At 61.9% G+C, this 23,799-nt stretch carries 23 protein-coding genes and 1 pseudogene; 16 read left to right on the top strand and 8 right to left on the bottom strand.

The genetic code is table 11. The features are described 5' to 3' along the window. From F759_RS38405 to F759_RS0123850, 3 genes are all read left to right on the top strand, one after another. Positions 1-470, top strand: a 470-nt coding sequence (locus tag F759_RS38405) for a methyl-accepting chemotaxis protein (protein WP_036025110.1), incomplete at its 5' end; no start/stop codon positions are given. Positions 471-700: 230 nt separating this feature from the next. Then, a complete protein-coding gene (locus F759_RS0123840) occupies positions 701-3,295 on the top strand; it encodes a 2-oxoglutarate dehydrogenase E1 component (protein WP_027802075.1) in 2,595 nt (864 codons plus the stop codon). A 225-nt stretch (positions 3,296-3,520) separates the two neighbouring features. Then, a complete protein-coding gene (locus tag F759_RS0123850; protein ID WP_027802076.1) occupies positions 3,521-3,910 on the top strand; it encodes a response regulator in 390 nt (129 codons plus the stop codon). 48 nt (positions 3,911-3,958) lie between these two features. Here the strand turns inward: F759_RS0123850 and F759_RS0123855 are convergent, their stop codons facing one another. Next, a complete protein-coding gene (locus F759_RS0123855; protein ID WP_027802077.1) occupies positions 3,959-4,438 on the bottom strand; it encodes a universal stress protein in 480 nt (159 codons plus the stop codon). A gap of 234 nt (positions 4,439-4,672) precedes the next feature. Between F759_RS0123855 and F759_RS0123860 the strand changes: the two genes are divergently transcribed. Next, the gene (locus F759_RS0123860; RefSeq protein WP_027802078.1) at positions 4,673-5,362 is read left to right on the top strand and encodes a FadR/GntR family transcriptional regulator; all 690 of its coding nucleotides are present in this window, start codon (positions 4,673-4,675) and stop codon (positions 5,360-5,362) included. 127 nt (positions 5,363-5,489) lie between these two features. Here the strand turns inward: F759_RS0123860 and F759_RS0123865 are convergent, their stop codons facing one another. After that, positions 5,490-6,083, bottom strand: a complete 594-nt coding sequence (locus tag F759_RS0123865; protein WP_027802079.1) for an acyl-homoserine-lactone synthase — start codon at positions 6,081-6,083, stop codon at positions 5,490-5,492. 152 nt (positions 6,084-6,235) lie between these two features. On the opposite strand from F759_RS0123865, the gene F759_RS0123870 reads away from it, so the two are divergent. Continuing rightward, entirely contained in the window at positions 6,236-6,553 is a 318-nt protein-coding gene (locus F759_RS0123870) for a helix-turn-helix domain-containing protein (RefSeq protein ID WP_027802080.1), read from the top strand. Here F759_RS0123870 and F759_RS0123875 read toward each other — a convergent pair. Further along, positions 6,537-7,241 carry a helix-turn-helix transcriptional regulator gene (locus tag F759_RS0123875; RefSeq protein WP_027802081.1) on the bottom strand — a complete coding sequence of 235 codons (705 nt, stop codon included), beginning with the start codon at positions 7,239-7,241 and terminating at the stop codon, positions 6,537-6,539. The two genes, F759_RS0123870 and F759_RS0123875, sit on opposite strands and share 17 nt — an antisense overlap. 576 nt (positions 7,242-7,817) lie before the next feature. On the opposite strand from F759_RS0123875, the pseudogene F759_RS38410 reads away from it, so the two are divergent. The 6 genes and pseudogenes from F759_RS38410 (at position 7,818) to F759_RS0123905 (ending at position 14,130) form a co-directional block, all read left to right on the top strand. Then, a pseudogene (locus F759_RS38410) lies at positions 7,818-8,754 on the top strand (dihydrodipicolinate synthase family protein). 20 nt (positions 8,755-8,774) lie between these two features. Next, on the top strand, positions 8,775-9,725 hold the full coding sequence (locus F759_RS0123885; protein ID WP_027802082.1) for an SMP-30/gluconolactonase/LRE family protein: 951 nt from the start codon (positions 8,775-8,777) through the stop codon (positions 9,723-9,725). Between the two features lie 270 nt (positions 9,726-9,995). After that, positions 9,996-11,165 (top strand): extracellular solute-binding protein, encoded by a 1,170-nt coding sequence (locus tag F759_RS0123890; RefSeq protein ID WP_027802083.1) that lies wholly within the window; start codon positions 9,996-9,998, stop codon positions 11,163-11,165. Between the two features lie 75 nt (positions 11,166-11,240). Further along, the gene (locus tag F759_RS0123895) at positions 11,241-12,320 is read left to right on the top strand and encodes an ABC transporter ATP-binding protein (protein ID WP_027802084.1); all 1,080 of its coding nucleotides are present in this window, start codon (positions 11,241-11,243) and stop codon (positions 12,318-12,320) included. Further along, the gene (locus tag F759_RS0123900; RefSeq protein ID WP_027802085.1) at positions 12,317-13,204 is read left to right on the top strand and encodes an ABC transporter permease; all 888 of its coding nucleotides are present in this window, start codon (positions 12,317-12,319) and stop codon (positions 13,202-13,204) included. The genes F759_RS0123895 and F759_RS0123900 overlap by 4 nt, the downstream gene beginning before the upstream one ends. After that, positions 13,204-14,130: an ABC transporter permease gene (locus tag F759_RS0123905; RefSeq protein WP_027802086.1), complete on the top strand. Its 927-nt coding sequence runs from the start codon at positions 13,204-13,206 to the stop codon at positions 14,128-14,130. The genes F759_RS0123900 and F759_RS0123905 overlap by 1 nt, the downstream gene beginning before the upstream one ends. A 31-nt stretch (positions 14,131-14,161) precedes the next feature. Here F759_RS0123905 and F759_RS0123910 read toward each other — a convergent pair whose 3' ends face one another. Then, positions 14,162-14,767 carry a short chain dehydrogenase gene (locus F759_RS0123910; RefSeq protein ID WP_027802087.1) on the bottom strand — a complete coding sequence of 202 codons (606 nt, stop codon included), beginning with the start codon at positions 14,765-14,767 and terminating at the stop codon, positions 14,162-14,164. A 210-nt stretch (positions 14,768-14,977) separates the two neighbouring features. Continuing rightward, positions 14,978-15,430, bottom strand: a complete 453-nt coding sequence (locus tag F759_RS0123915; protein ID WP_027802088.1) for a DUF3005 domain-containing protein — start codon at positions 15,428-15,430, stop codon at positions 14,978-14,980. A 304-nt stretch (positions 15,431-15,734) separates the two neighbouring features. Between F759_RS0123915 and F759_RS0123920 the strand changes: the two genes are divergently transcribed. The 3 genes from F759_RS0123920 (at position 15,735) to F759_RS0123930 (ending at position 17,871) form a co-directional block, all read left to right on the top strand. Further along, entirely contained in the window at positions 15,735-15,968 is a 234-nt protein-coding gene (locus tag F759_RS0123920; protein ID WP_027802089.1) for a hypothetical protein, read from the top strand. Between the two features lie 116 nt (positions 15,969-16,084). Next, positions 16,085-17,011: a serine O-acetyltransferase EpsC gene (gene epsC, locus F759_RS0123925; protein WP_027802090.1), complete on the top strand. Its 927-nt coding sequence runs from the start codon at positions 16,085-16,087 to the stop codon at positions 17,009-17,011. After that, positions 17,011-17,871 carry an AraC family transcriptional regulator gene (locus F759_RS0123930; protein WP_027802091.1) on the top strand — a complete coding sequence of 287 codons (861 nt, stop codon included), beginning with the start codon at positions 17,011-17,013 and terminating at the stop codon, positions 17,869-17,871. The genes epsC and F759_RS0123930 overlap by 1 nt, the downstream gene beginning before the upstream one ends. 33 nt (positions 17,872-17,904) lie before the next feature. Here F759_RS0123930 and F759_RS0123935 read toward each other — a convergent pair whose 3' ends face one another. The 3 genes from F759_RS0123935 to F759_RS0123945 all read right to left on the bottom strand — a co-directional run bounded on the left by F759_RS0123935 (position 17,905) and on the right by F759_RS0123945 (position 20,472). Beyond that, the gene (locus tag F759_RS0123935) at positions 17,905-18,426 is read right to left on the bottom strand and encodes a metal-dependent hydrolase (RefSeq protein ID WP_027802092.1); all 522 of its coding nucleotides are present in this window, start codon (positions 18,424-18,426) and stop codon (positions 17,905-17,907) included. Between the two features lie 172 nt (positions 18,427-18,598). Next, the gene (locus F759_RS0123940) at positions 18,599-18,955 is read right to left on the bottom strand and encodes a hypothetical protein (RefSeq protein WP_027802093.1); all 357 of its coding nucleotides are present in this window, start codon (positions 18,953-18,955) and stop codon (positions 18,599-18,601) included. A 365-nt stretch (positions 18,956-19,320) separates the two neighbouring features. Next, complete coding sequence (locus F759_RS0123945) at positions 19,321-20,472, bottom strand: porin (protein WP_027802094.1); 1,152 nt, start codon at positions 20,470-20,472, stop codon at positions 19,321-19,323. A gap of 631 nt (positions 20,473-21,103) precedes the next feature. On the opposite strand from F759_RS0123945, the gene F759_RS0123955 reads away from it, so the two are divergent. Next, positions 21,104-21,664, top strand: coding sequence for a hypothetical protein (locus tag F759_RS0123955; RefSeq protein WP_027802095.1), 561 nt, complete (start codon positions 21,104-21,106; stop codon positions 21,662-21,664). A gap of 179 nt (positions 21,665-21,843) precedes the next feature. Continuing rightward, a complete protein-coding gene (locus F759_RS0123960) occupies positions 21,844-23,799 on the top strand; it encodes a PhoX family protein (protein WP_027802096.1) in 1,956 nt (651 codons plus the stop codon).

The following is a 23,799-nucleotide window of genomic DNA, read 5'->3' on the forward strand; positions in this document are numbered from 1 at the left end:
GCGAAGTACGCGGGCTCGCGCAACGCAGCGCCGTCGCGGCGAAGGAGATCAAGGAACTGATCGCCGACTCCGTAAACCAGGTCGGCACCGGCGGCAAGATGGTGGAAGAAGCCGGGCAGATCATCAGCGAAGTCGTCAAGAGCATTCGCCACGTGACGGAAATAGTTGCGGAGATCAGTTCGTCCAGCAAGGAACAAAGCGAAGGCATCGAGCAGATCAACCATGCGATCACGCAGATGGACAAGGTGACCCAGGAAAACGCCGCGCTCGTCGAGCAAAGCGCCGCTGCCGCGCAGGCTTTGCAGGATCAGGCGCAACAGCTCNCCGATACGGTCAGCACCTTCAAGCTCGACGACGACGCGTCGCAACAACGGCGCGCCGCACGCGAGCCGCACGCGCATCGCGCGGACGGCATGAGCGAGGCGGGCGTGTCGGGCGCGTGGCTTAACGCGCGCATGTCGCCGCAGTAGAAGTCGAGGCAGGCAACGGACGGAGACACGAGCCGGTCGCGCGGACCGGCTCGATAACAAACAGAAGACCGAGCGCTCTGCAAGCCCGCATCCGCATCGCGTTCCTTTCCGTTTCGCTGTCTGCCGAAGATCGCGGCCAACCGTCGAGTTGCCGTCGAGGGGCCACGCCCCGAGCATCCGAATGCGGACAGCGAAATCCAATTAACGGTTTCTTCCGCACGCTATCCAACATGTCCCACGTCTCTTCCGAATCGATTGTTCTTTCACGCTCTCCGGCCAGCGCGGTTATCGAACTGGCAGGCGACCTGTCGCCGGTAGCGCGGACGCTGCAGATCCGGCGCTTCATCGAAGCGTTTCGTCAGCACGGCCACCGTCAGGCGTCGCTGGACCCGCTGCGCCTCGCGCCCATGCCCGAGGTGCCCGAGCTCGACCCCGTGTTTCATGGACTGGACCCGGCGCAGCCGATCGGCGCCGAGAATCCGCTGCTGCCGCCGTCGGCTGCGGTGCATGAACTGGAGCGGCAACTGAGGCGTGTCTATTGCGGCGCGATCGGCCTCGATCTGACCGGCATTCGCGACCCGCAGCGCCGCGCACGTTTGTCCGCGTGGCTCAAGTCGGAACAGCTTGCGCCGTTGCCGGCCCGCGAGCAGCGCCGCGCACTCTTACGCCGCCTGATCGCCGCCGAGATGTGGGAGCGTCACGTCGCAGGGGTGTTCGAACACGCAAAGCGCTTTTCGCTCGAAGGTTGTGAGAGCCTTGTGCCGCTTCTCGAAGCGCTCGTCGATAACGCTGCCGCTCAAGGCGTTCAGCAGGTGTTCGCGGGCATGCCGCATCGGGGGCGGCTCAACATACTCGTCAACGTAATGGGCTTCGATCCGGCGAAGCTCGTCGATTGCCTCGACCCCGATTCGGATGTTGCGGCCGTGCAGCGCGATCTGCCTTATCACCTCGGCGGCAGCACGGTCAGACGGACACCCGACGGCGACGTCGCCATCTTTCTCGCGCACAACCCGTCGCATCTGCAAAGCGTGTATCCGGTCGTGAGCGGCATGGCGCGCGCGTATCAGGACGAACACCGCGGCTTTGGATGCCTGCCGGTGGTCGTGCATGGCGATGCGGCGTTCGCGGGCCAGGGCATCGTGATGGAAACGCTGAACATGACGCGCAAGGACGGTTATGCGTTGGGCGGCACGGTCCATGTGATCGTGAACAATCAGATCGGCTTCACGACGCCGAACCGGATGGACGCCGAAGCGCATTCGTATTGCACGGACGTCGCGCGGATGATCGATGCGCCCGTGATCCGTGTGAACGGGGACCGTCCCGACGAGGTGCTGCGCGCTGCGAAGCTGGCGTTGCAGTACCGCATGGAGCATGAAGCCGATGTGGTGATCGATCTGATCGGCTATCGGCGCCTAGGCCATTCCGAGCATGACATTCCTGCTCTCACGCAGCCGTCGCAGCAAGCGGCGATTTCCGCGCATCAGACCGTCACCGAGCTGTATCACGCGGCCATCGGCGAAGAAACGCCACTCGATGAGCTGCGCGCGGATGCGTTGACGCACCTTCAGGCGCCGCCGACGCAAACGTTGTCGCGGCGGCGCCCCGACCGCACGAACGCTAGGAACCGTACCAAGCGCACGCGGCCCTTGTCGCTCGCGCGCGTGCAATCGCTCACCGCGGCGTTGACCCGCACGCCGCCTCGGTTGCGGCTGCATGACTTCGTGCGCGACATCACCGCGAAGTGGCACAGGAGCGTTGCGGATGAAACCGCTACTGTCGACTGGTGCTTCGCGGAAAACCTCGCTTATGCAAGCCTGCTCGATGACGGACACAGTGTGCGCATTTCGGGCATGGACGTCGGCCGCGGCACATTCATGCATCGGCACGCCATATGGCACTCGCAAGGCGACGCGTCTCATGCCGTCGAGCCTTATGTCCCGCTGCAAAATCTCGGCGTGCATCAAGGCGAGTTCGACATCATCAATTCGCCGCTAACCGAGGAGGCCGTGCTGGGTTTCGAATACGGCTATAGCGTGCAGTCCACGTCGCGCCTCGCTATCTGGGAAGCGCAGTTCGGCGACTTCGTGAACGGTGCGCAGGTCATCATCGATCAATACATTGCCGCGGGAGAGTACAAGTGGGGCGAAGCGTCCGGTCTGACGATGCTGCTTCCGCATGGCCACGAAGGTGTCGGCCCCGAGCATTCGAGCGCGTACCTCAGTCGCTTTCTGCAACTGTGCGCAGGCGCAAACATGAAGGTCGTCATGCCGTCCACGTCGTCGCAGTGGTTCCATATGCTGCGCGAGCAGGCGTTGAACGTCGATCCCAAGCCGCTTGTCGTGATATCGCCGAAGGGACAGCTGTATGGCAATGCGCGTTCGCATTCGCCGCTCTGCGAGTTGATCGGCGGTGCGTTTGCTCCGGTGCTGCAAGACAGTGACGCGGTGTTGCCCGAAGACGTAACGCGTGTGGTGCTATGCAGCGGCAAGTTTTTCTACGACTTGCAGGCGGCGCGCGATGCTAGCGGTGATACGCAAACGGCGCTCATCCGTATCGAGCAGCTATACCCGTTCCCGACGAGCGAGCTTGCCATTGCGCTCGCCGCTTATCCGAATCTTGCGGAAACCGTGTGGGCGCAGGAAGAAGAAAAGAAGCATGGCGCATGGCATTTCGTGCGCGATGACATACGGAGAGCGGTCCCGGCGAACTGCCGCGTTTTCGACGTGTGCCGGCGCGAGAGTCCATCGGGCGCGCATTCGTCGATACGCGCGCACCGCGAAGAACAGCAGCGTCTGGTCACGGCCGCGTTGTCACGGGCCTGAAGTTGCGGCGTCAAGCAGCTTGCCCACCGACTTGCAATTCAGTTGCTATTGTTAACAGCAAGGCGAGGTTGTCGTGTGCGGCAATGATCATGCTGAAACGCGGTCGCCTCGCTATTTCCCGCTTCGCTTTCCGCTCGCCGCGCGTAAGCCGTTTGGCGGCAGCGAATAGCGCGCGTTGGCATGCGCGTTGCGAAGCAGGTTGTCGAAGCGATAGGACAATTGCACATGGCAACCGTACTGCTAGTAGATGACGACGCCGAGGCGTTGGACGCATGGAGCACAATCTGCGCCGCCGAGGGCTACGAAGTAAAAACTGCGCTGGACGGTAAGTCGGCGCTTGCCCAGTTCATGGCTTCGCCCGTCGACGTGGTGGTTGCCGACTGGCGCATGCCGACCATGTCGGGCAGCGAGTTGTGCCACCGGTTGCGCACGCTGCCGGGTCTCGCCGACGTCGCGTTCATACTCGTTTCGGGAGAGCCGAGCCCTCCCGCCTTCGTCAGCTTTGACGGGTTCCTGCGCAAGCCGGTGGACGGCCCCGCGTTGCTGGCCACGATGCGGCGCCTGCTCGAAGATCACGTCACTCATCGCGCATTGCAGCGAGGCGCACCGACGTAGCGCCGATCATGCATTGCGCGTTAGCGAGGCTCAACGATTCGCGGCGTATCAGGCTTGCGCTTGCGCGTCGGCGGCTGATTTGCCTGCCGCGGACGGAATCAGCAGCACAGGCAAGCGAGCCTGGCGCACGCAGCGCTCGGCGACGCTGCCGAGAATCAGGCGTTGGAATCCGCGCCGGCCATGCGTGCCCATGACGAGCAGGTCCGCATTGAGGTCGGCCGCCGCTTTTAGCACGGCCGTCGACACATCGTCGAGGGACGGCACTTCGCTCACGACGATCTCTCCCTTTACCCCTTGCGCGTCCATTTCGCGCGCGAATTCCACGCCGAGCTCCTTCCCTTCTTCGATGAGGCGGTTGCGAAGCACGGAAGGGTCGTAGCCCGGCGCCTCGAAATACATCGGCGTATTTTCGACGATGTAGCAAGGCTGCAAAACGGCACCCGTGGATCTGGCGAGCGCGAGCGCTGCCTCAAAAGCACGGCGCGAAGTCTGGCTGCCGTCGACCGCTACAAGAATGCGTGTGTACATATCCACTCCACGTCAGGTTGCGAGCTTTAATCATCGTTCAGAAACTTGCGTTCAGCTAGGATGTAAATCAACCGGTTCACAAATTTTGACGTTGCTGCAAATAGCGCGGCAGCCTGTTCTCCGTGAGGCGCCTGCGGCTTTTCGGTCCACGTGACGAGCCCGAAGCGCAGCCGATGTCGCGCCGGTTTGCCTTACAATCGGAATCTACTCTGACAAGCTGCATCCGCCCGGCCGATGAACGAGCGAAAACCGACGGGCTTGCCCGACAAGATTTACGGCGACATCCTGAATCGCATTCTCGAAGGCGAGTACAAGGAGGGCCAGCGGCTGCCCACCGAGCATGCGCTTGCCGAGCGCTTCGCGACGTCGCGGCCCACGGTGCGGGAGGCGCTGGCACGGTTGCGGGCCGACGGCATCATCGTGACCCGTCATGGCTCGGGGACAACCGTCGCGCGGCGGCCCGATCCGGACGTGCGGCGTTTCGCGCCGCTCGAAACGCTGTCCGACATCCGCCGCTGCTATGAATTTCGTATCGTCACGGAGGCGGGCGCGGCGGAGCATGCGGCGCTGAAAGCCGACGCGGACGACATTGCCGCGATCGAACACGCATGGGACCAGCTTGAGCGAATCATTGAGACGCGCGGTATCGGCGCGCACGACGACTTCATGTTTCACCTCGCGGTGGCGCGCGCATCGAGGAATCCGTTCTTCATCACGGTCATGTCGTTCATCGAGGAACAGATAGTGTTCAGCATGAATTTGTCGCGCAATCTTTCGCTCGTGAAGACGGTCGAGCGCCAGCGCCTCGTGCAGGCGGAACATAGGGCGGTGCTCGACGCGATCCGCCGCAAGGACCCGCAGGCGGCGGGGCAGGCGATGCGAGCGCACCTGGAAAATGCGCTCGAACGGATGTTTGGTTCGTGAGGGAAGCCTTCGCATGACTCGGCCTGCGCGGGCTGAGCCGCCGTTGCCACCATCGTGAAGCCCCGGCTGTCGACGAGCGGCGAAGAGCCGCGAAGACCAACAGCGAAGAGCAAGCAGCGAAGAGCAGCTAAGCCGCTGCGGCGATCGGCCCGAACAGAGCGGTGCGGGTCTTTGGACTGACCGCGATATCCAGCGCCACCGCGCGCTCCACACCGATCTGCAGCGGGGAGCCGAGCCGGCTGATTTCGATGCTGGTCTTGCGCAACAGCCGTTCAATCGGCGTCGTGGTCACCGTCACATAGCGCGTGATGCCCATGCGGTCCGCGAAGGTCACTAGCTCGTGAATCGCCTGCATCGTCACGTCCGCAAAGCCGAACGACTTTTCCTCGCCGCTTGTGTCGATCGCGAAGCGGCTCAGCTCCCAGATATGCCGCCCGACCGGCGCCGCCGCGCCATGCAGCAGTTGCGGGAAAGTGTCCTTGAGCATGTTCGGCCCCTCGGTGGGCATCAGCCGCCAGCATCCGCGCACGCGCCGGTCGTCGCCCTGAATCAGCATGTAATGCGGTCCAAGCGCATCGTAGCCGTCGATCTCCATGCCCGCTATGGTCGGAATATCCCACCCCAGCCGGCCGTGAAACACCCGCGCCCGCAGGCGGTACATCTCGTTGATGTCCTCGTTGTCGAACTCTTGACGCATTCCAATCCGGATCGCTGTTTGCATGACGTTCTCCTGAACGTGTTGGAAAACCAATACGCAGGAAAACTTATGCATTCTGAATCGTTCCGCCACCTATCTACCTGGATAGGTGTGCATGCTTATCGGATAACGGAGAATTTGAGACAGGAACAGCACTCAACCGACGGGACACGAAAATGGAACTTCTCGACAATCACTGGCAACCGCAAACCGGCGTCCAAACGCGTTCGACGGAGCCGTCCACGGCGGTGGACCGCGTGTTGATCATCGCCTACCGCAAAAGGAAAAAAGAGAGCCAGCGTCGTTTCTGGGCGCGCTTCGGCGTCACTCAGTCGCGCGGCAGCCGCTTTGAATCCGGGGCGGAAATTCCGGCGCCGGTCTCGATCCTGCTGGGCCTCTACTTCACCAAAACCGTTTCCGACGCCGACCTCGGCCGCGCCGAGCGGGTGCTGCACAGCCGCGACGCCGCCGCGTTGCTCAACCCGGGTCAATAAGCCCGAGCTGAGTCGCGATCACGGCTGCCGCGCGCCGCGAATTCACGCCGAGTTTCGTCCTGATGTTCTTCATGTGGAAGTTCACTACGGCTTCCGAACAGTTCAGGATATGGGAAATTTCCCACGTGGATTTGCCGCGCGCGGTCCATTGAAGGCACTCGCGCTCGCGCGGCGTCAGCTTGGGCAATAGCGTCTGCATGTGCGTGCGCAAATGGCGCTGACTCGTGTCGATCACCAGGTCGCGCAGTAACACCAGATTCGGCAACACCACGTCAATATGACGCCAGAACGTGTCGGTCGGATTGGCGTCGTTCACGAAGCAGATCATGCCGGCTTCCTGATTCGGACCGTGAATCGGCAGCGTGACGCCGGCGCGCAAGCCGTGGGCGCGCGCTTCTTCGTACATGGACTGCTGCGGCGCGGTCGTGAAAATTTCTGGCGACCAGACGAGCGGCGTTGAGCGCGTCGCGCAATGCGCGACCGTCGGGTCGATATGCACGAGGCCCTGCTCGTCGTAGGTACGGCGCCACGCGGGCGCGTAGGTGCTGCGAACGTAGGCGTCTTCCAGCCGAATCGTTGGGCGCGGAAGCATCGCGATCAGAAGCCGGTCGAATCCCCAGGTCTCGGCAAGACTGGCGACCGCATCGAACCATTCCGCTTCGTCGGCGGCGTCCAGTAGCGGTGCCATCTGCTCGATAAAGTGTAGCGACAATTTCGGCTCTCTCAGGCTCGCAAATATTCCACTGTGGTTATTTGCGTAGGGTTTTATGTACGACCGCTTTAATCCGGACAATCTATCACTAAACATTGTCTTGCAAAGCCGGAGCCGCCGTCGGACTTATGTGCAGCCATTAACCTTTAGGCTTGTGCATGAATAAGCTGCAGGCTGACATTTACCATCCACGCGGTTGGTCTATCGCGCCGATAAGGCTGCAATCCGCATGCAGCAACGCTTCTGGCCGCCTAGCGGTTAATTGCTTCATTTGTACTGCGGCTTCCCAACGCCAAATAAACGGGCAAAACCGCCTTATTCGCCATACCCGCGGTTTTTTTTCCTGAAGCGCGAACCCGCATCGCGCATATTACGGCGCGCGTTATTCGGCTTGCTGTCCGCTATTGTCATACAAAAAGTGCTTCACAGCGCTTTTACCTTTCGTCGCTCATGCGACGCTTTCGCACCCACTGTCCGTTGGCCAGAGTTGTTTGACAACTTTTTGCGCGGGATGCTACCGTAGGCGCCTACTCTCACTTCGGTGTGCGCCTGATGAATGAATCTCCGTTTGAAGACAGCGAACTTGCGGCCTCGATCATGGCCGTGCCGCCGCTGGCGCGCCGCGCCGATCACGCACTCGACGCCGACCAGAATGCCACGCTGATCCGCCATATCGAGGCGGGCGGCGTGCGAACGCTGCTTTACGGTGGGAACGCGAACCTCTATCACACTGCGGTCAGCGAATATCGATTTGCTGGACCTGCTGGCCGATGCCGCAAGCCCAAACACGCGAGTGATTCCGGCAATCGGGCCGGACTACGGAAAAATGCTCGATCAGGCGCGCATCCTCGCGCAGACTCGCTATCGCACGGCGATGGTGCTGCCGCTCGCTGGCTTTACGACGTCAGAGGGCGTCGAAGCGGGCCTGACGCGGATCGTCGATGCAGCCGGCATTCCGCTTACGCTGTACATCAAAAGCGAAGACTGTGTTGAGGTGGAGACGCTTGCGCGCCTCGTCGAGCGCGGCACGCTGCTCGCGGTGAAATATGCGATCGTCCGCCAGGATCCCGCGGACGATCCCTACCTGCGCCGCCTGCTGCAACACGTGCCGCCTGGCAAGATCGTGTCCGGCATGGGCGAGCGCCCGGCGCTCGTACATCTGCGCGAGTTCGGCCTCGCGACATGGACGACCGGCTCCGGCTGTATCGCGCCTCGCATGGTGACGGCCTTGCTCCATGCGGTGAAAACCGGAGACGGCGACACCGCGCAACGCTTATATGACGCGTTTCTGCCGCTCGAAACGTTGCGCGACGACATCTCGCTGATCCGCGTGCTGCACGACGCGGTCACGTTCTCGAAGATCGCCGACATGGGCCCCATTCTGCCGCTCCTCAGTTCGACGCCGCCCGAACATCATGCGAAGATCGCCGACGCAGCGCATACGTTGCTCGCGCTCGAAAGAGAGCATGAGCGCGCTCGCACCACTTAACCCATCCACATAGAGACAGCATGACCGACAACAGCCGACGCTACCCCGATTCTTCCGTGCGCGTGTTCGATCCGCGCTTCAAGTCGCTGATTCTTGCGTCGGCGTCTGTCGAGTGTCTGTATCAAGGCGCGCGCTGGTCCGAAGGGCCGGTCTGGTTCGGCGACGGCCGCTATCTGCTGTGGAGCGATATTCCGAACGACCGCATCCTGCGTTGGGACGAAGCGAGCGGCGCGGTCAGCACGTTCCGCCAGTCGTCGAATAATGCGAACGGCCACACGCGCGACCGGCAAGGCCGGCTCGTGACTTGCGAACATCTGACGCGCCGCGTTACGCGGACCGAATATGACGGTTCGATTACCGTGCTCGCGGATCGCTACCGCGGCAAGCGTTTCAATTCGCCGAACGACGTCGTTGTCAAATCGGATGGCTCGATCTGGTTTAGCGATCCGACGTTCGGCATCGACAGCTTCTACGAAGGCGAGCGGCAGGAGTCGGAGCTGCCGGCGTGCGTGTACCGCATCGACGGCCACTCGGGCGAGGTCAGTGTAGTCGCCGACGACATCCTCGGACCGAACGGCCTTGCCTTCTCGCCGGACGAGTCAGTGCTCTACATCGTCGAATCGCGCGGCGAGCCGCGCAAGATTCGCGCTTTCGATGTCGACGTCGACGTCGGCGGCAATGGTGCGGCGCTATCGAATAACCGTGTGCTGATCGACGCAGGTCCAGGCACACCGGATGGCTTTCGCGTCGACATCCACGGAAATTTGTGGTGCGGTTGGGGCATGGGCAATGACGAACTCGACGGCGTGCGCGTCTTCACACCGCAGGGCGAGCCCATCGGCCATATTGCGTTGCCCGAGCGCTGCGCGAACGTGTGCTTCGGCGGACGTCATCGCAACCGGCTCTTCATGGCCGCGAGCCACGGCCTTTATTCGCTGTATGTGAACACGCAGGGCGTACGCGGCGGTTGATCGGCAGGCCGCAGCGGCAAGCGCTCTGCGATAGTTGCCTGACAAGCGCTTGTTGCGCGGTCAAGCGGCTCGGGGTTTGCCCTTCTATACAAGCGCGTCAAATCATTGAGGCCAAAGGCGTTCGGGCCAAAATGGCACAAACCTCGGGGAAAACGCGAGCACCAGTATTTGCTTGACATCGGCTGTTCGGCTTCGCTATGTTGCAAAGGTTGAACGAGACGCCCGGAGCATTCGACCGGCGGACTTCATACCAAGAAGCGAGGAGACGCAATGACTGTTTCGCACAGGTTGGCGCTCAGGCTGGTGTCGGTATGTCTCGCGGCGAGCGCCGCATTCGGGTCTGCCGCGCACGCGGCTGATCCGGTCACACTCAATATCGTCGACGTGGCCGGCGATCTTCAACTCACGCGCAACGGCTTCGAGGCGTTCAAAGCGAAGTACCCGAACCTGGTCGCGAACATCACCTACACGAACGCGCCCGCGCCGCAATTGCCCGGCAAGATCAAGGCGATGCAGGGCGCGGGCCGCTCCGACATCGACCTGGTACTCACCGGCACCGACGCACTCGCCGCCGGCATCGAACAGAATCTGTGGACGAAGCTGCTGCCCGACAACGCGGCGCAATTCCCCGGCGTGCTCGACAAATACGCGCCTGGCCCACGCAAGATGCAGGAACTGGCACAAGGCTACGGTCTGGAGGTCGCGTATATGCCGGCCGGACCGCTGCTCGAATACAACCCCGCAAAGGTCAGCGATCCGCCGAAGACGCCCGAGCAACTGCTGCAATGGTGCAAGGCGCATCCGGACAAGCTGATCTATGCGCGGCCCGCAAACTCAGGACCGGGCCGCACGTTCCTGATGGGCTTGCCCTATGTGCTCGGCGACAAGAATCCGCAAGACCCGATCAACGGCTGGGACAAGACTTGGGCCTTCCTCAAGCAGTTGAACGAATGCATTCCCTACTATCCGGGCGGCACGTCGGCGGTGATGAAGGAACTCGGCGAAGGCACGCGCGACATGACCGTGACGGTGACGGGCTGGGACATCAATCCGCGCGCGCTCGGCATCGTGCCGGCCGATTTCCGCGTACAGGCGTTCGACAACATGACGTGGGTGAACGACGCGCACTACATGGTGATTCCCAAGGGCGTGCCGAAGGAAAAGCTCGACGTGATCTACAAGCTGATGAACTTCATGCTCGAGCCCGCGCAGCAGGCCATGACTTACGACGACGGCTATTTCTATCCGGGCCCTGCGATCAAAGGCGTCACAGTCGAGCAGGCGCCCGCGCATAGCCAGGAAGTCCTGAAGAAATACGGGCGGCCCGAGTACGCGAAGCTGCTGGCGGAACGTCCGCACGTGTTGCCGCTCAGCGCGGCCGCAATGGTCGCCGCCTTCAGGAAATGGGACACGGAAGTCGGCGCTCAAAAGACCAAATAGCCGGGACCCGATAGCCGCGTCCATTCATGCCAGTGCGATTCGCGCGTGACGCATCACGCGCATCAGGGAACCGCCATGAAGCATCACTTTGAACAGTTGCGGCTCGACTCCGTGAGCCGCAGTTTCACGAATGCGGAAGGCCAGTCGATCGCCGCGCTGCAAGGGCTCGATCTGAACATCCGGCGCGGCGAATTCATCGCGTTGCTTGGGCCTTCGGGTTGCGGCAAGTCGACGGCGCTGAACTGCATCGCCGGATTGCAGCCATTGAGCGGCGGCGGCATCTGGCTCGACGACAAACGCATCGACGTATTGCCGCCGGAAAAGCGCGGCTTCGGCATGGTGTTTCAGAACTACGCGCTGTTTCCGCACATGAGCGTGCTCGACAACGTGGGCTTCGGCCTGAAGATGCGCGGCGTCGGTAAAAGCGAAATAATGCGGCGCGCGCGCGAAGCGTTGCAACTCGTGCAACTGGTCGGCCATGAGCGCAAGCTGCCTGGCCAACTGTCGGGCGGTCAGCAACAGCGCGTGGCGATTGCACGCGCGATTGTGATCGAGCCGCCGCTGATTCTGATGGACGAGCCGCTGTCGAATCTCGACACGAAGTTGCGCATCGAGATGCGCGCCGAAATCCGCCGCATTCACAGCCAGCTCGAACGCGCGACGCTGTACGTCACACACGATCAGGACGAAGCGCTTTCGATGGCCGACCGCATCGTCGTGATGAGAGAGGGCGTCGTGCAGCAGGTCGCCACGCCGAAAGAGGTCTATACGCGCCCGCAGAATCTGCATGTCGCGCGTTTCATGGGCTATCGCAACGTCGCTGAGTTCACGCTCGAAGGCATGCAAGGCGAGGGCGTTGCGGTGAGCGCGAACGGTGTGCGTCTGATCGGCACGCCGATGGCGGGCTTCAACAGTAAACGTGTGAGCGTGGCACTGCGTCCAGAGGACATGGAACGCACGGCGCCCGGTACGGAGAACGCGTTCGACGCGCTGGTGACCGTCGTCGAATACGGCGGCAATAGTTCGCTGTTGCGCGTGAAGACCGCGTTCGGCGATTTGTGGGCGCGCGTCGCCGGTGAGTTCATCGAGGGACAACATATCAGCTTGCGTGTGCCGCCATCGCGCACGCTTGTCTATGACGGAGAGGCGGCATGAGCACGCCCATGCCGTCAACGCCTGTCGCGCCCGCGGCGCAGCGCGACGGCAAGGCGTGGCTCGTTACGCCGGCGTTGCTCTTCATCGTCGCGTTGTTCATCTATCCGTTCGCGTACGGTCTCGCGCTGTCGTTCCGGCCGATGAACGGCGGCAGTGCATGGGCCAACTATCTGACGTTCTTCACCGATACGTCGATGTGGCCCACCATCATCGTCACGCTCAAGCTCGCCGTGCCGGCCACGCTGATTAATGTGGGCGTATCGGTGCCGGTCGCATTCGCGTTGCGCCGGCATTCGCGTTATCAGAAGTTCGTCACCACGTTGTTAGTGATTCCTGTCACGCTTGGTACGGTGCTCATCGCCGACGGCATGCTCACTTACTTTGGACCCAACGGCTGGTTTCCGCAGGCGCTGCAAGGCATGCATCTTTATACGAGCGAAGTGCGGCTCACGCATAACTTCTGGGGCGTGCTGATCTCGCTGATCGTGTCCGGCTTTCCGTTCGCCTTTCTGCTGACGCTGTCGTACGTGACCGGCATCGATCCGACGCTCGCGAGCGCAGCCGCGACTCTCGGCGCGAGTCCGTGGGAGCAGTTTCGCCGCATCTATTTGCCGCTGCTCGTGCCGGGCTTGACGATGGCCGCGTGCCTCTCGTTCGTGCAGGCGTTTTCGGTGTTTCCATCGGCGGTACTGCTCGGCGCGCCCGCTGGACCGACGCGCGTGATGTCGATTGCCGCAGCCGAAGCCGCGTTCGAAAGTTATGACTATTCGCTCGCGTCCGCGATTGCGATGGTGATGGGCTTCGTGCAATTGCTGGTGGTCGCCGCCATGCTCGGCGCGCGCCGCTTCTTCTATAGCGGCCCCGCAACCGGAGGCAAAGGCTGATGACGACCGAGCATCGCGGCGCGCCGGCTTCATGGCCCGCGTCAGAATCGAAACAGCAGGGCGACGACGCGCGCGAGCCGAGGCGCGCCAAGCAGCGAGCCAGCGTGTCGGGCCGCGTGTGGCGCGTGATCGTGTGGGGCGCGATGGTGTTTTTCCTCGCCAACGTCGTGCTGCTGATCGCAACCGTGGCGGTGAATTCAATCGCGACGCGCTGGTTCGGCACGCTGCTGCCGCAAGGCTTCACGTTGCATTGGTATGCACAGGCGTGGAGAGATTTTCAGCTGGCGAGCGTGCTTTGGGTGACGGTGGAAGTGGTCGGCGCGGTCGTGTTGCTATCGGTGCTGCTCGGCGTGCCAGCGGCGTATGCGCTCGCTCGGGTGCAGTTTCGCGGCAAGCGCATCGCGATGCTGATCTTCCTGTTGCCGTTGATGGTGCCACCCGTCACCTACGGCATTCCGATGGCGACGGTGATGTACAAGATCGGTCTCGCCGGCACACTGAGCGGCGTGATACTTGCGAACCTCGTGCCCGCGCTGCCATTCGTGATTCTCGTGATGACGCCGTTCATCGAACAGATCGATCCGAATCTCGAAGCGGCCGCGCGCATTTTCGGCGCGAACACGTTCCGTTATTTCCGCTACGTGCTGCTGCCCCTGCTCGTGCCCGGCATGCTGGCCGCGGCGCTTCTGGTGCTGGTGCGCACCATCGGCATGTTCGAACTGACGTTTTTCACGGCAGGGCCCGCGACGCAAACGCTCGTGGTCGCGTTGTACTACGCGGTGTTTTCAACCGGCGTGCGCGCCCCGCAATCCATCGATGCAATGGCGATGATCTACATGGCGATCACGCTGGTCTGGGTGTTGATCGCGCTGCAGTTCGTAAGTCCGACACAGATCGTCTCGCGTGTGAAGGAGCAGAAGCATTGAGCGGCGCAACGCGTCTCGCGAAGTCGGGCGCTCAGTAGCCGACGCGATAGACGCGGCCCGTCTGCGCGCCTTCCACGCTGCGCAAATACGCTTGTGCGGCACGTTGCGCGGTGACCGGCTCGAAGCCGCGAAAGTACGGCGCATAAGCGCCCATTGATTCGGTGAGCACAGTCGGGCTCACGACGTTGATGCGGATGCCGCGTGGCAGCTCGATCGCCGCGCCGCGCACGAAGCCCTCGAGTGCGAGGTTAACGGTGGTCGCATTCGCGCCCTCGCGAATCGGCTCGTCGCCGACGATGCCGCTCGTCAGCGTGAACGAGCCGCCATCGTTCACGTGGCTTTGTGCAGCCAGTACGACGTTGATCTGCCCCATCAGCTTGTCGCGCAGCCCAACCCAGAACTGTTCGATGCTCATCTGCGCAAGCGGGCCGAAATGCAGTTTGCCTGTCGTGGTGACGACGCCATCCACTCTGCCGATCTCGCGAAAGAGCCGCTCGACGCTCGCTGGGTCCGTACTGTCCACCTGATACTGGCCGCGAGTCGCGCCCACTTCGATGACCTCATGGCGAGCCTTCAATTCCGCGCTCACTGCCTCGCCCAGCGTGCCTGTGGCGCCAATCACGACGATCTTTTTCATTTACCGCTCCGTTGAGTTTGATGTGCATCGATTGTGCGTCGCGTCGGGCAAGAGGAAAAAGCCCTGGCGGGGAGCAGGTGTTGCAACCGTCGGTTTCTAATCGAGGACAGCGATAAAAAGCGCGCATCGTTATTTAAACGGTGCGCGTCCTGTTATCGACCGACAAATCGGCCTGTCGCCTGAATCCAAACGCCTGTGAAAATCGGCCGATTATTTCATGCGATGTATTTCGATCACACGCGTGGGCCGCAAATGATTAAGGGCGTAATGAACGCGGCCGCGTTCATGGCGGTTTTCGCCTGGGCGCGAATAGTCGAACAGCTGATCCGTCGAATGGAGCGCTTGCGGCTCGATCATGCCTTTGTCGACCACCGTATAGCCCGGTTCGAGCGCGAGCAGCAGATGGTTGCCGCCGACCCGGCTATCGAACCCCGCCATGCCGTCGAGCGCTTCCGGCACGCTGTTGGCGAGCGTCGCATTGCTGGTGGTGATTTCGTCGACCGCAATGGGGCTGTGGCCCGCGATGCGTGCGGCTTCGTGGTTCTTGCCGTCGGTGTCGACGGTGCTGTCGTGCGTGCGGTCGTTATGCAGTTCCGCGGTGCGCGGACCGCTCGCGCCTCCTGGCTTGCCTGCGTCTGCTGGTCTGTGGATATCGTTGCTCATATGCATTCTCCTTTCAAGAAGTCAGGTTCGGGACAGCAAGGTCCGTTCCTTTTTCAAGGCGATTGCGTTCGCGCGTCTTTCGTTTTTTTTAATGAACGCGCATTTTCTACAGAGTATGATCATACTCCGGCGAGCGGAGCGCGGTTCAAAAGCGGTTAATCGGGTATTGGCGGGCAGTGGGCGAGTAGTCGCCGAGTAGTCGCTACATAGTTACCGCGGGTTCTCACCGCTGTCTCTCGAACACCGTTGCAACGAACACGGGCTCACTCAAAACATTCTACGGGGCCGTCAGGGCGGGTGACACATGCACTTCGATGCTGCATTCACACATCGCGGCTATTTGTTAAATTGCGCACCGGCTCGTGCCGGCGATGGCAGTTGGCAACCTTACGTGGTCATTTCGCGGTCGAGCGACGGTGAACTCGTCGCCAACCGCTTTTTCCCAACCGATCTGTGCTTCCCCGACGAAGCCGCTGCAATCGCACATGCCCGCGACTGGGCGGTGCGCTGGATCGACGCGAGCAGCGTGACCATCTGAGCTCATGCTTCGCTTCGCCCTGGGCTTCGCGCAACGCTGCGCGAGCCGCGGCAAAACGCGGTAATCTCTCGGGACAATCACTCGATACCGTGCCCATCGCGCGGCGCTGTCCTTCTATGCCTAACGTGCCTTCCCAGAACTGGGGCCTTGAACAGATCGTCGCGGACCTGCGCGCGTCGCGCGAAGAATTGCATCGCACGCGGCATCCGCTCGGCATTCGCGAATTGCCGTCGCGCGAAGCGGTGGTGAACATTGTCGCCGGATTGCGCGCCGCGCTATTTCCCACGCACTATGGCGCGCCCGATCTGACTGACGAAACCGTCGACTACTACGTGGGCCACACGCTCGAAAGCACGTTGCGTCTGCTTGCGGAACAGATTCGCCGCGCGCTGCGGTTTCTGCCCGAACACGCGCAAACGCCGGAGGCGGAACTGCGCGAGCGTGCGTTCGACGTCGCGCGCGAGTTTGGCACGCAGTTGCCCGGCATTCGCGCGCTGCTCGTCAGCGACATTCAGGCGGCGTTTACAGGCGACCCCGCCGCGCAGCACATCACCGAAATTCTGCTCTGCTACCCCGGCGTGTGGGCGATGACGCATCACCGTCTCGCGCATGCGTTGCATTGTCTCGGCGTGCCGTTGCTCGCTCGCTTCATCAACGAGATCGCGCACTCGGCAACCGGCATCGACATTCACCCTGGCGCGACGATTGGCCCGAGCTTCTTCATCGACCACGGCACCGGCGTCGTCATCGGCGAAACGGCGATCATCGGCGAACACGTGCGTGTGTATCAGGCGGTGACGCTCGGCGCGAAGAGCTTCGCCGCGGATGTCGATGGCGCGCTGATCAAGGGCAATGCGCGCCATCCGATCGTCGAGGACGACGTAGTGATTTACGCCGGCGCGACAATCCTCGGACGAGTAACGATTGGGCGCGGCTCGGTGATTGGCGGCAATGTGTGGCTCACGCATAGCGTGCCGCCGGGCAGCAGCGTGTCGCAGGGCAAGGTCCGCGAAGGCGAGCGCGGCGAAGAAGGGCGGCGTTGATGCGCGGGCGCGACGCGCCACGTGGCCGCGTCCACATGCCTCGTTGCGCGATTGCAGGCGTCGAGGCAACGGTGGCGGAGACCGCGCACGCGTTTCCACGCCATTCGCACGACCGGTTCGGCGTTGGCGTGATCGTCAGCGGCGGGCATAAATCGGCGAGCGGTCGCGGCATCGTCGAAGCACGCACGAACGACGCGATCATGGTCAATCCCGGCGAAGTGCACGACGGCAGTCCGCTCGATGAGCGCGGCCGCGCGTGGCGCATGCTGTATTTCGAGCCGTCGATGCTGGTAAGCGCGGCGGCCGAATTGAGCGGGGCGGTGGCGCGTGAGGTTGAACTCACAGAGCCTGTAGTGCATGACCCATTGCTCAAGCATCTCTTCGAACGATTATTTGCCGTGGCGGTAGAGGCGCCGTGCGCCCAGGACGTCCTCGCGCGTGAACAGGCGCTGCTCGAACTGCTCGCGCATCTTCTTGCCGCTCATGCAACCAGTCAAGCGACGAGTCAAGGGACTAGTCAGGCGCACGCTTTATCGTCGCGTCCAGCGGGGCCGATTGCGCGCGCGAAAGCGCGCATCGACGACGATCCATCTGCGCCGCTGACACTCGCCGATCTCGCCGACGAAGCTCGAATGAGCCGCTTTCAATTGCTGCGAGCTTTCGCGCATGAAATGGGTTTGCCGCCGCATGCATACCGGATGCAGCGGCGCGTGGTATTGGCGCGGCAATGGATAGCGCGCGGCGTATCGCTCGCCGACGCGGCTGCCGCTGCAGGCTTTGCCGATCAGAGTCACATGACGAGGGCTTTTGTGCGTCTGCTCGGCGTCACGCCTGCGAACTACGCTGCGGCGATGCGTTGACGCGAGTGCATGCTGCACTCATCGACGCGCAAATCACAAGCGCAGCTGCTGCAACAGATCGAGCCCATGTATGTCGGGCAATCCCATATGCCGACCGACAAACCAGGCCGCGGCCCACGAAGCCGCGACCACGATCAGATCGCAATGCCCGCTATTCCATAGGTTCAACGAATGCCGCCGGGCGATCCACGGCACGCCGAGCGGGTTGGGCCAGTCGGCGAGCAGATGCATCAGGCCGCCGCATCCGAAGCCGAACGCGGGCGCTGCATAGACGGAATGCCCGAGTTCGCGGTACGAAACCGCGAGCAGCGCGATCCAGCCGATGCCCCAATGCGTCAATGTGCGATGCGCGATCCACAGCCGGCGTGAGCCTGACCACCACGCGACTTCGAGCCAGTCCGGCGCCGTGCTTCCCCCGACTCCTGCGACAAAGCTCATCAGTACGCCGACATAAAACGCGCCGCCATGACTGCCGCCGCCGATTCGCGCTACAACCGCCGCCGCGATGACGCCCGCCGCAAAACCGGTTGCGTGATGTGCTTTGCTGGATGCCATTGAAAGTTACGACGCGCCCGCGCCGCATGAAGAACAGGGCGGCTATGTTCGCAGATGGGCGGGCGAAAAAATAGCCGGGAGGTCGATTAAAAAATTGATGTCCCGGCATCGCATGTCATGGCTGAATCGAAGGTTCATCTAACGCGAACGAACTGCGCGCCGACTACAACGCTCACGTCGCGCAGCGCGCAATATTGAAGCGCATTTCCGGTTCCGGTGGATCGTCGGGCGCGTTGGCCGGATGCATGACCTTGATAACGGAGCCGGCGTTCGACGACGTCAGCGTGACGAAGTATGAATTGTTCGAGTCGGAGCCGACCGCGATCTCCGTCGCGCTGCCCGTGCGCGACAGGCGCACTCGCGACAAGCGACTTTCGAGGCAACTGGCGATATACGCGGGGGTTCGCTGCGACGACACGTAGATCATGGGCTGCGACGCGTCGCGCGCGGAAGGTCCGCTGGAGGAACCGCAAGCCGCGAGAGTGGCAATGGCAACCGCGGCTGGAGCAAGCAGAAAGGTTCGTTTCATGGTGAGGTCGTCGGCGTCCCCGGTCATGTGCGGGAACCTGGTGCGCGGGCGAAGCATAACGCGCTCGATGCGACGACCAATACGGCGATCGACGCAGTGCCATGCTTCGCGACAAAGCCGCCTTTCACATTGCGATCGTGCTGCGAACATTGCTTGCGAACCCAGCCTGCAAACAGAGTTCGAAAACACGCTCAATCGCGATGAAAAATGCGGACGCCCGAGTATAACGAGCGCACGCTTGCGCCGTCAGTTTCGTTACAAGCTGAAACGTCGTGCATGAAAAAACCCGCAGCGCGATCGTGTCGCGCGCGGGTTAGCGGGCAGAGCGGATCGGTCAACCCGCGCTGCAAACACTGCGTGAAAATTTAGAAGCGGTGACGCAGGCCGACAGCGGCGGCCACCTGATTACCCGTCGACGACGGCGCGAGCGTGTTGATCGCCGCCACGTTCGCGCCGAAGTTGCCGAGTTCGCCGGACGCGTGCTGATACACACCTTCCACGTAGACGTCGGTACGCTTGCTTAGCGAGTAGTCGCCTTGCAGCGACACCGTATGCCACTTCGGATCGCCCGAACCGTTCGAGCCTGACATCTTGCCGTCCGTGAAGGTGTACGAAGCCGCGAGGCTCATGGCCGGCGTCAGCGCGTAGCGGCCGTTCACTTCGTAGTTGTCCAGATGCAGGTTGGTGCCGGCGATGCCAGGCAGCGTCGCGCCGCCGACGTCGATACCGGTAATGCCGTCCAGTTGGGTATGCGTGTACACGAAGCCCGCTGTTGCCGGACCGTAAGAATAGTTGATGCCCGCACCGAACGTGCGCTGCAGGTTCGCCGCGACCTGCGCCGTGCCGTCGCCTTGCGACACCGCGCCGCTCAGGTTCGAGCTGCCCGACTTGTTCAGTTGCAGGTAAGCCGCGGCAACGCTCAGCGGGCCGTTGTCATACGAAGCGCCCGCGCTCCACGCGCGATTGTTCGAGAACTGCCCGGCCGAATTGCTGAAGCCGTACAGACCGCCGAACTTCAGGCCCGCGTAGTTCGCGCTCGTGTACTTGACCGCGTTCTTGATCGAGAACGAGTTGTCCAGATTATCGTTGTCGAACGGGTGGGCCGCGAGATTGTTGCCGTAGCCAGCGCCCGCCTCCGACAGCGGTGCAAGATAGTCGACCACGGAATCGTATTGGCGGCCGAGCGTCAGCGCGCCGAACTGGTCGCTCTTCAGCCCGACAAAAGCCTGGCGGTTGAACATCGTGTTGCCTTCCGAGAACTGGCCGTTATTCAGATTGAAGCCGTTCTCCAACGTGAAGATGGCGTGCAGACCGCCGCCCAGGTCTTCGCTGCCGCGCAAGCCGAAGTACGTGTTCGACACCGAACCGCTACCTTGCTGCCAGTTGCTGTGGCCGCCCTGGTTGTTCGAGTACACGAGGCCGGCGTCGAGCGTGCCGTACAAGGTGACGCTGCTTTGTGCGTGTGCGTTGAGCGCGAATGCGCCCATGAGACCTGCTGCGATGAGGGTTCTTTTCATTTCATGACTCCAGGGACAATGCATCGAGAATCGCATTCGGGTGCGGGCCGTGGATTGCGCCGGTTGCGCCGGCCGCGTGACGATCCGCTGCGAAGTGTATTCCCGCTATTCCGTTATTTAATCGCGAATAGCGCAACAGTCATTTCCGGAATCCGTAATGAAGCGATCCGAATAGCGTAAGTGCGGATAAATAAAGATGAAATTGCAATTCACGTGAATAAGAGCCGTATTGGAAATCATTGCGATGTTGTCCGCGCGCGACGGCTTTCGCGGCCTTATTGCCAAAGCAGGCGGCGCTGGCGAGCGTGCGTTCTGATTCTCTTCGGATCGCGCAATGATTAGTTCCTTCTGTCGCGCTCTATTCGATTCTCCAGTAGTTCTACAATCCGCTTGCCCCACAAAAGGGTGTCTTTTTCATCTTTTATACGCGGCTTTCGGGCCGCGTTTTTTTGTTATTTTATTGCGGCTTTATAAGTTCCGCCTAATTGGCGAAAAGCATTATGTCACTGCACGAAATGACCGCGACGACTTGTCCGTTCGTCAGGGCACGGTGTCCGGCGCACGGGAGCCGGGTAGAATTGCATGCTCGAGATGTGTCTTAAGCCCAGCAGCGAAAGTGAGCGAACCTGTAATGACCGATCCAACCCTTCCATCGTCCGACAAGGCTGTTGATCCCGCGGCGGAAGATCTGCCTGCAGCGGACAGCATGCCGCTCGACGCCGAATTCGAGGCGGTGCACGAAGCGCGTCTTTGGCGCGACGACGGCTGGACCGCGCGCGTCATCAAGAATGAAGACGACGAAGGCTGGGCCGTCGAAATGATCAAGGACGGCGAAGCGGAGCCCGCGCTTGTCGGCCCGTGGACAATGGGCCGCAACAAGAAAGACCCGAAGCCGCTCGACACCGGCGCATTCAACACGCTCGTGAAAACCGCGTCTGAAGTGTTGCGCCGTCATGAGCAGCAGTTGCGCGCGCAACTTCATAAGGAAGTGCGTGTGGCCAGTGCGGACGGCAACGACGAACTCGACATCACGCTCGACATCGTGCCGGATGAAGACGAACCGTACGCGCTGCTCACCGCGCTCGATACATTCGGCGAACAACTCGCGCAAGTGCAGGTGGCGCCCAATTTCAAACTCAGCAAAGCGAGCGCTTCGGCATGGGTCGAGAATGAATTCCGGCGGCCGGGCTGAGGCCAGTTTCTAACCTCGGGAGTGGTTGGAGCTAAAGTATTACCAAACGCTGTCAATATACTTTCACATTCACTTCATAGAATCCTCGCGTCATAGCGGCGCGAGCGTCAACATGCGGTTCGAATCCGAGTCGTGCCGGCTGTGAGTCACCCACGCCACCCACACAGGATTACGACAACATGGCTGAGCCGTTCGACCCCTCCCGCCGCAAGGCCCTGAAACTGTTCGCCGGTGTACCGATGCTGCCGTTAGGCGGTCTCGCCACGGCTTCGATGTTGAGCGCCTGCGGAGGCGGCAGCGACGATCTGGCGACGCCGGTCAAGCCGGTTGCCAATTTCGTGTCCGCGGCTTTTAGCGCGATGGCCGCACCTACGCTGGCCGATCCTGCCGCTATGGCAAAAACAACGGTCGGCTCCACGTTGACCGTGCAACTGAGCGACGGCAGCAGCCGCACATTCAAGCTCTCGTACCAGCCGTTCTTCATTACGGGCGACATGGTGCCCAACATCCAGGGCGGGACGATTCTCGCGGGCGGCTATGTGGATATCAACAATCAGCCGATTATCGACAAATCGGTTGCGGGCAACGAGCGTCAGTTCTACTCCGATTGCCCGGACGGCAGTTCGCTGATCCGCCTCGACAATCCCACGGTGAAGGGCGTCAAGGGCAATGCGGTGTTCGCAGTCGTCCAGTTCGAGTACGCGACGCGCGACCAGAGCCTCGTGTCGATGTACGGCCAGCTGCCGTCGCCAATCGCGGTGCTGACGCTCGATCAGGATCCCGCCACCGGCAAGCTCACGCTAATCGGCTATCACAACGTCGATACCTCGAAGGTGCACGGCTTGTGGATCACCTGCGGCGCGAGCCTGTCGCCGTGGAACACGCACCTGTCGAGCGAGGAGTACGAGCCGGACGCTGCGACCATCGGCTCCAATAGCCAGTTCAAGGGCTTCAGCCGCAACCTGTACGGCAGCGAAACGACGGCGAATCCATATCACTATGGCCACCTGCCCGAAGTCACCGTTAATCCGGACGGCACCGGCTCGATCAAGAAGCACTACTGCCTTGGCCGCATCTCGCACGAACTGGTTCAGGTGATGCCGGACAAGCGCACCGTGCTGATGGGCGACGACGCGACCAACGGCGGCCTCTTCATGTTCATTGCCGACCGCGAGGCCGACCTGTCGGCGGGCACTCTGTACGTCGCAAAATGGACGCAGGTGTCGTCGAGCGGCGCGGGCGCGGCGACGCTTTCGTGGATCAACCTGGGCCACGCGACCAGCGCCGAAATCGAGTCGCTCGCGAACACACTGACCGCGGCCGACATCATGGACGTCAAGACCGCCGATCCGCTCGACACGTCCTACACGAAGATCAACTTCAACGGCACGTTCCACTGGATCCGTGTGAAGCCGGGCATGATCAAAGCGGCGACTTTCCTCGAGACGCATCGTTACGCGGCGCTCGCGGGCGGCAGCATGGGCTTCACGAAGCTCGAAGGCACGACCGTCAATATCAAGGACAAGGTGCTGTATTCGGCGATGTCGCGTGTCGAGAAATCGATGGTGCGGGGCAACGCCGCATCGACGGACGTGGCCGTCGACAAAGCCATCAGTGCCGGCGCGGTCTATGCGCTCAATATGAAGGGCGGCCAGCTCGACCGCAGCGGCGGCGCGATCAATAGCGAGTGGGTGCCGGTCGATATGGCGGCGCCCGCGGCGCTGGTCGGCGAGGATCTATCAGCCGCCGACGCGCTCGGCAACACGGCGAACGCCGAGCGCATTGCGAACCCGGACAACCTGAAGTTTTCGGAGAAGCTGCGCACGCTCTTTATCGGCGAGGACAGCAGCATGCACGTGAATAACTTCCTGTGGGCGTACAACGTGGACACCAAGACGCTGTCGCGCGTGCTGTCGTGTCCGGCGGGCGCGGAGTCGACGGGCCTGCATGCCGTCGACGAAATCAACGGCTGGACCTATGTGATGAGCAACTTCCAGCACGTCGGCGATTGGGAAAGTCCGTTGCACGACAAGGTCAAGGCCACGCTCGATCCGCTGGTGCGAGCCAACTACAAGGATCGCTTTGGCGCGACGGTCGGCTATCTGACGGCCGATCCGACGTCGATCAGGTTATAA

Source organism: Paraburkholderia dilworthii, assembly GCF_000472525.1.
In the GTDB taxonomy this organism is placed as follows: Bacteria; Pseudomonadota; Gammaproteobacteria; order Burkholderiales; family Burkholderiaceae; genus Paraburkholderia; species Paraburkholderia dilworthii.

Bases quoted from the DNA above. Each gene is read 5' to 3' on its own strand.
- F759_RS0123840 (WP_027802075.1), top strand. From the start codon at position 701: ATGTCCCACGTCTCTTCCGAATCGATTGTTCTTTCACGCTCTCCGGCC.
- F759_RS0123850 (WP_027802076.1), top strand. From the start codon at position 3,521: ATGGCAACCGTACTGCTAGTAGATGACGACGCCGAGGCGTTGGACGCA.
- F759_RS0123855 (WP_027802077.1), bottom strand. From the start codon at position 4,438: ATGTACACACGCATTCTTGTAGCGGTCGACGGCAGCCAGACTTCGCGC.
- F759_RS0123860 (WP_027802078.1), top strand. From the start codon at position 4,673: ATGAACGAGCGAAAACCGACGGGCTTGCCCGACAAGATTTACGGCGAC.
- F759_RS0123865 (WP_027802079.1), bottom strand. From the start codon at position 6,083: ATGCAAACAGCGATCCGGATTGGAATGCGTCAAGAGTTCGACAACGAG.
- F759_RS0123870 (WP_027802080.1), top strand. From the start codon at position 6,236: ATGGAACTTCTCGACAATCACTGGCAACCGCAAACCGGCGTCCAAACG.
- F759_RS0123875 (WP_027802081.1), bottom strand. From the start codon at position 7,241: ATGGCACCGCTACTGGACGCCGCCGACGAAGCGGAATGGTTCGATGCG.
- F759_RS0123885 (WP_027802082.1), top strand. From the start codon at position 8,775: ATGACCGACAACAGCCGACGCTACCCCGATTCTTCCGTGCGCGTGTTC.
- F759_RS0123890 (WP_027802083.1), top strand. From the start codon at position 9,996: ATGACTGTTTCGCACAGGTTGGCGCTCAGGCTGGTGTCGGTATGTCTC.
- F759_RS0123895 (WP_027802084.1), top strand. From the start codon at position 11,241: ATGAAGCATCACTTTGAACAGTTGCGGCTCGACTCCGTGAGCCGCAGT.
- F759_RS0123900 (WP_027802085.1), top strand. From the start codon at position 12,317: ATGAGCACGCCCATGCCGTCAACGCCTGTCGCGCCCGCGGCGCAGCGC.
- F759_RS0123905 (WP_027802086.1), top strand. From the start codon at position 13,204: ATGACGACCGAGCATCGCGGCGCGCCGGCTTCATGGCCCGCGTCAGAA.
- F759_RS0123910 (WP_027802087.1), bottom strand. From the start codon at position 14,767: ATGAAAAAGATCGTCGTGATTGGCGCCACAGGCACGCTGGGCGAGGCA.
- F759_RS0123915 (WP_027802088.1), bottom strand. From the start codon at position 15,430: ATGAGCAACGATATCCACAGACCAGCAGACGCAGGCAAGCCAGGAGGC.
- F759_RS0123920 (WP_027802089.1), top strand. From the start codon at position 15,735: ATGCACTTCGATGCTGCATTCACACATCGCGGCTATTTGTTAAATTGC.
- epsC (WP_027802090.1), top strand. From the start codon at position 16,085: ATGCCTAACGTGCCTTCCCAGAACTGGGGCCTTGAACAGATCGTCGCG.
- F759_RS0123930 (WP_027802091.1), top strand. From the start codon at position 17,011: ATGCGCGGGCGCGACGCGCCACGTGGCCGCGTCCACATGCCTCGTTGC.
- F759_RS0123935 (WP_027802092.1), bottom strand. From the start codon at position 18,426: ATGGCATCCAGCAAAGCACATCACGCAACCGGTTTTGCGGCGGGCGTC.
- F759_RS0123940 (WP_027802093.1), bottom strand. From the start codon at position 18,955: ATGAAACGAACCTTTCTGCTTGCTCCAGCCGCGGTTGCCATTGCCACT.
- F759_RS0123945 (WP_027802094.1), bottom strand. From the start codon at position 20,472: ATGAAAAGAACCCTCATCGCAGCAGGTCTCATGGGCGCATTCGCGCTC.
- F759_RS0123955 (WP_027802095.1), top strand. From the start codon at position 21,104: ATGACCGATCCAACCCTTCCATCGTCCGACAAGGCTGTTGATCCCGCG.
- F759_RS0123960 (WP_027802096.1), top strand. From the start codon at position 21,844: ATGGCTGAGCCGTTCGACCCCTCCCGCCGCAAGGCCCTGAAACTGTTC.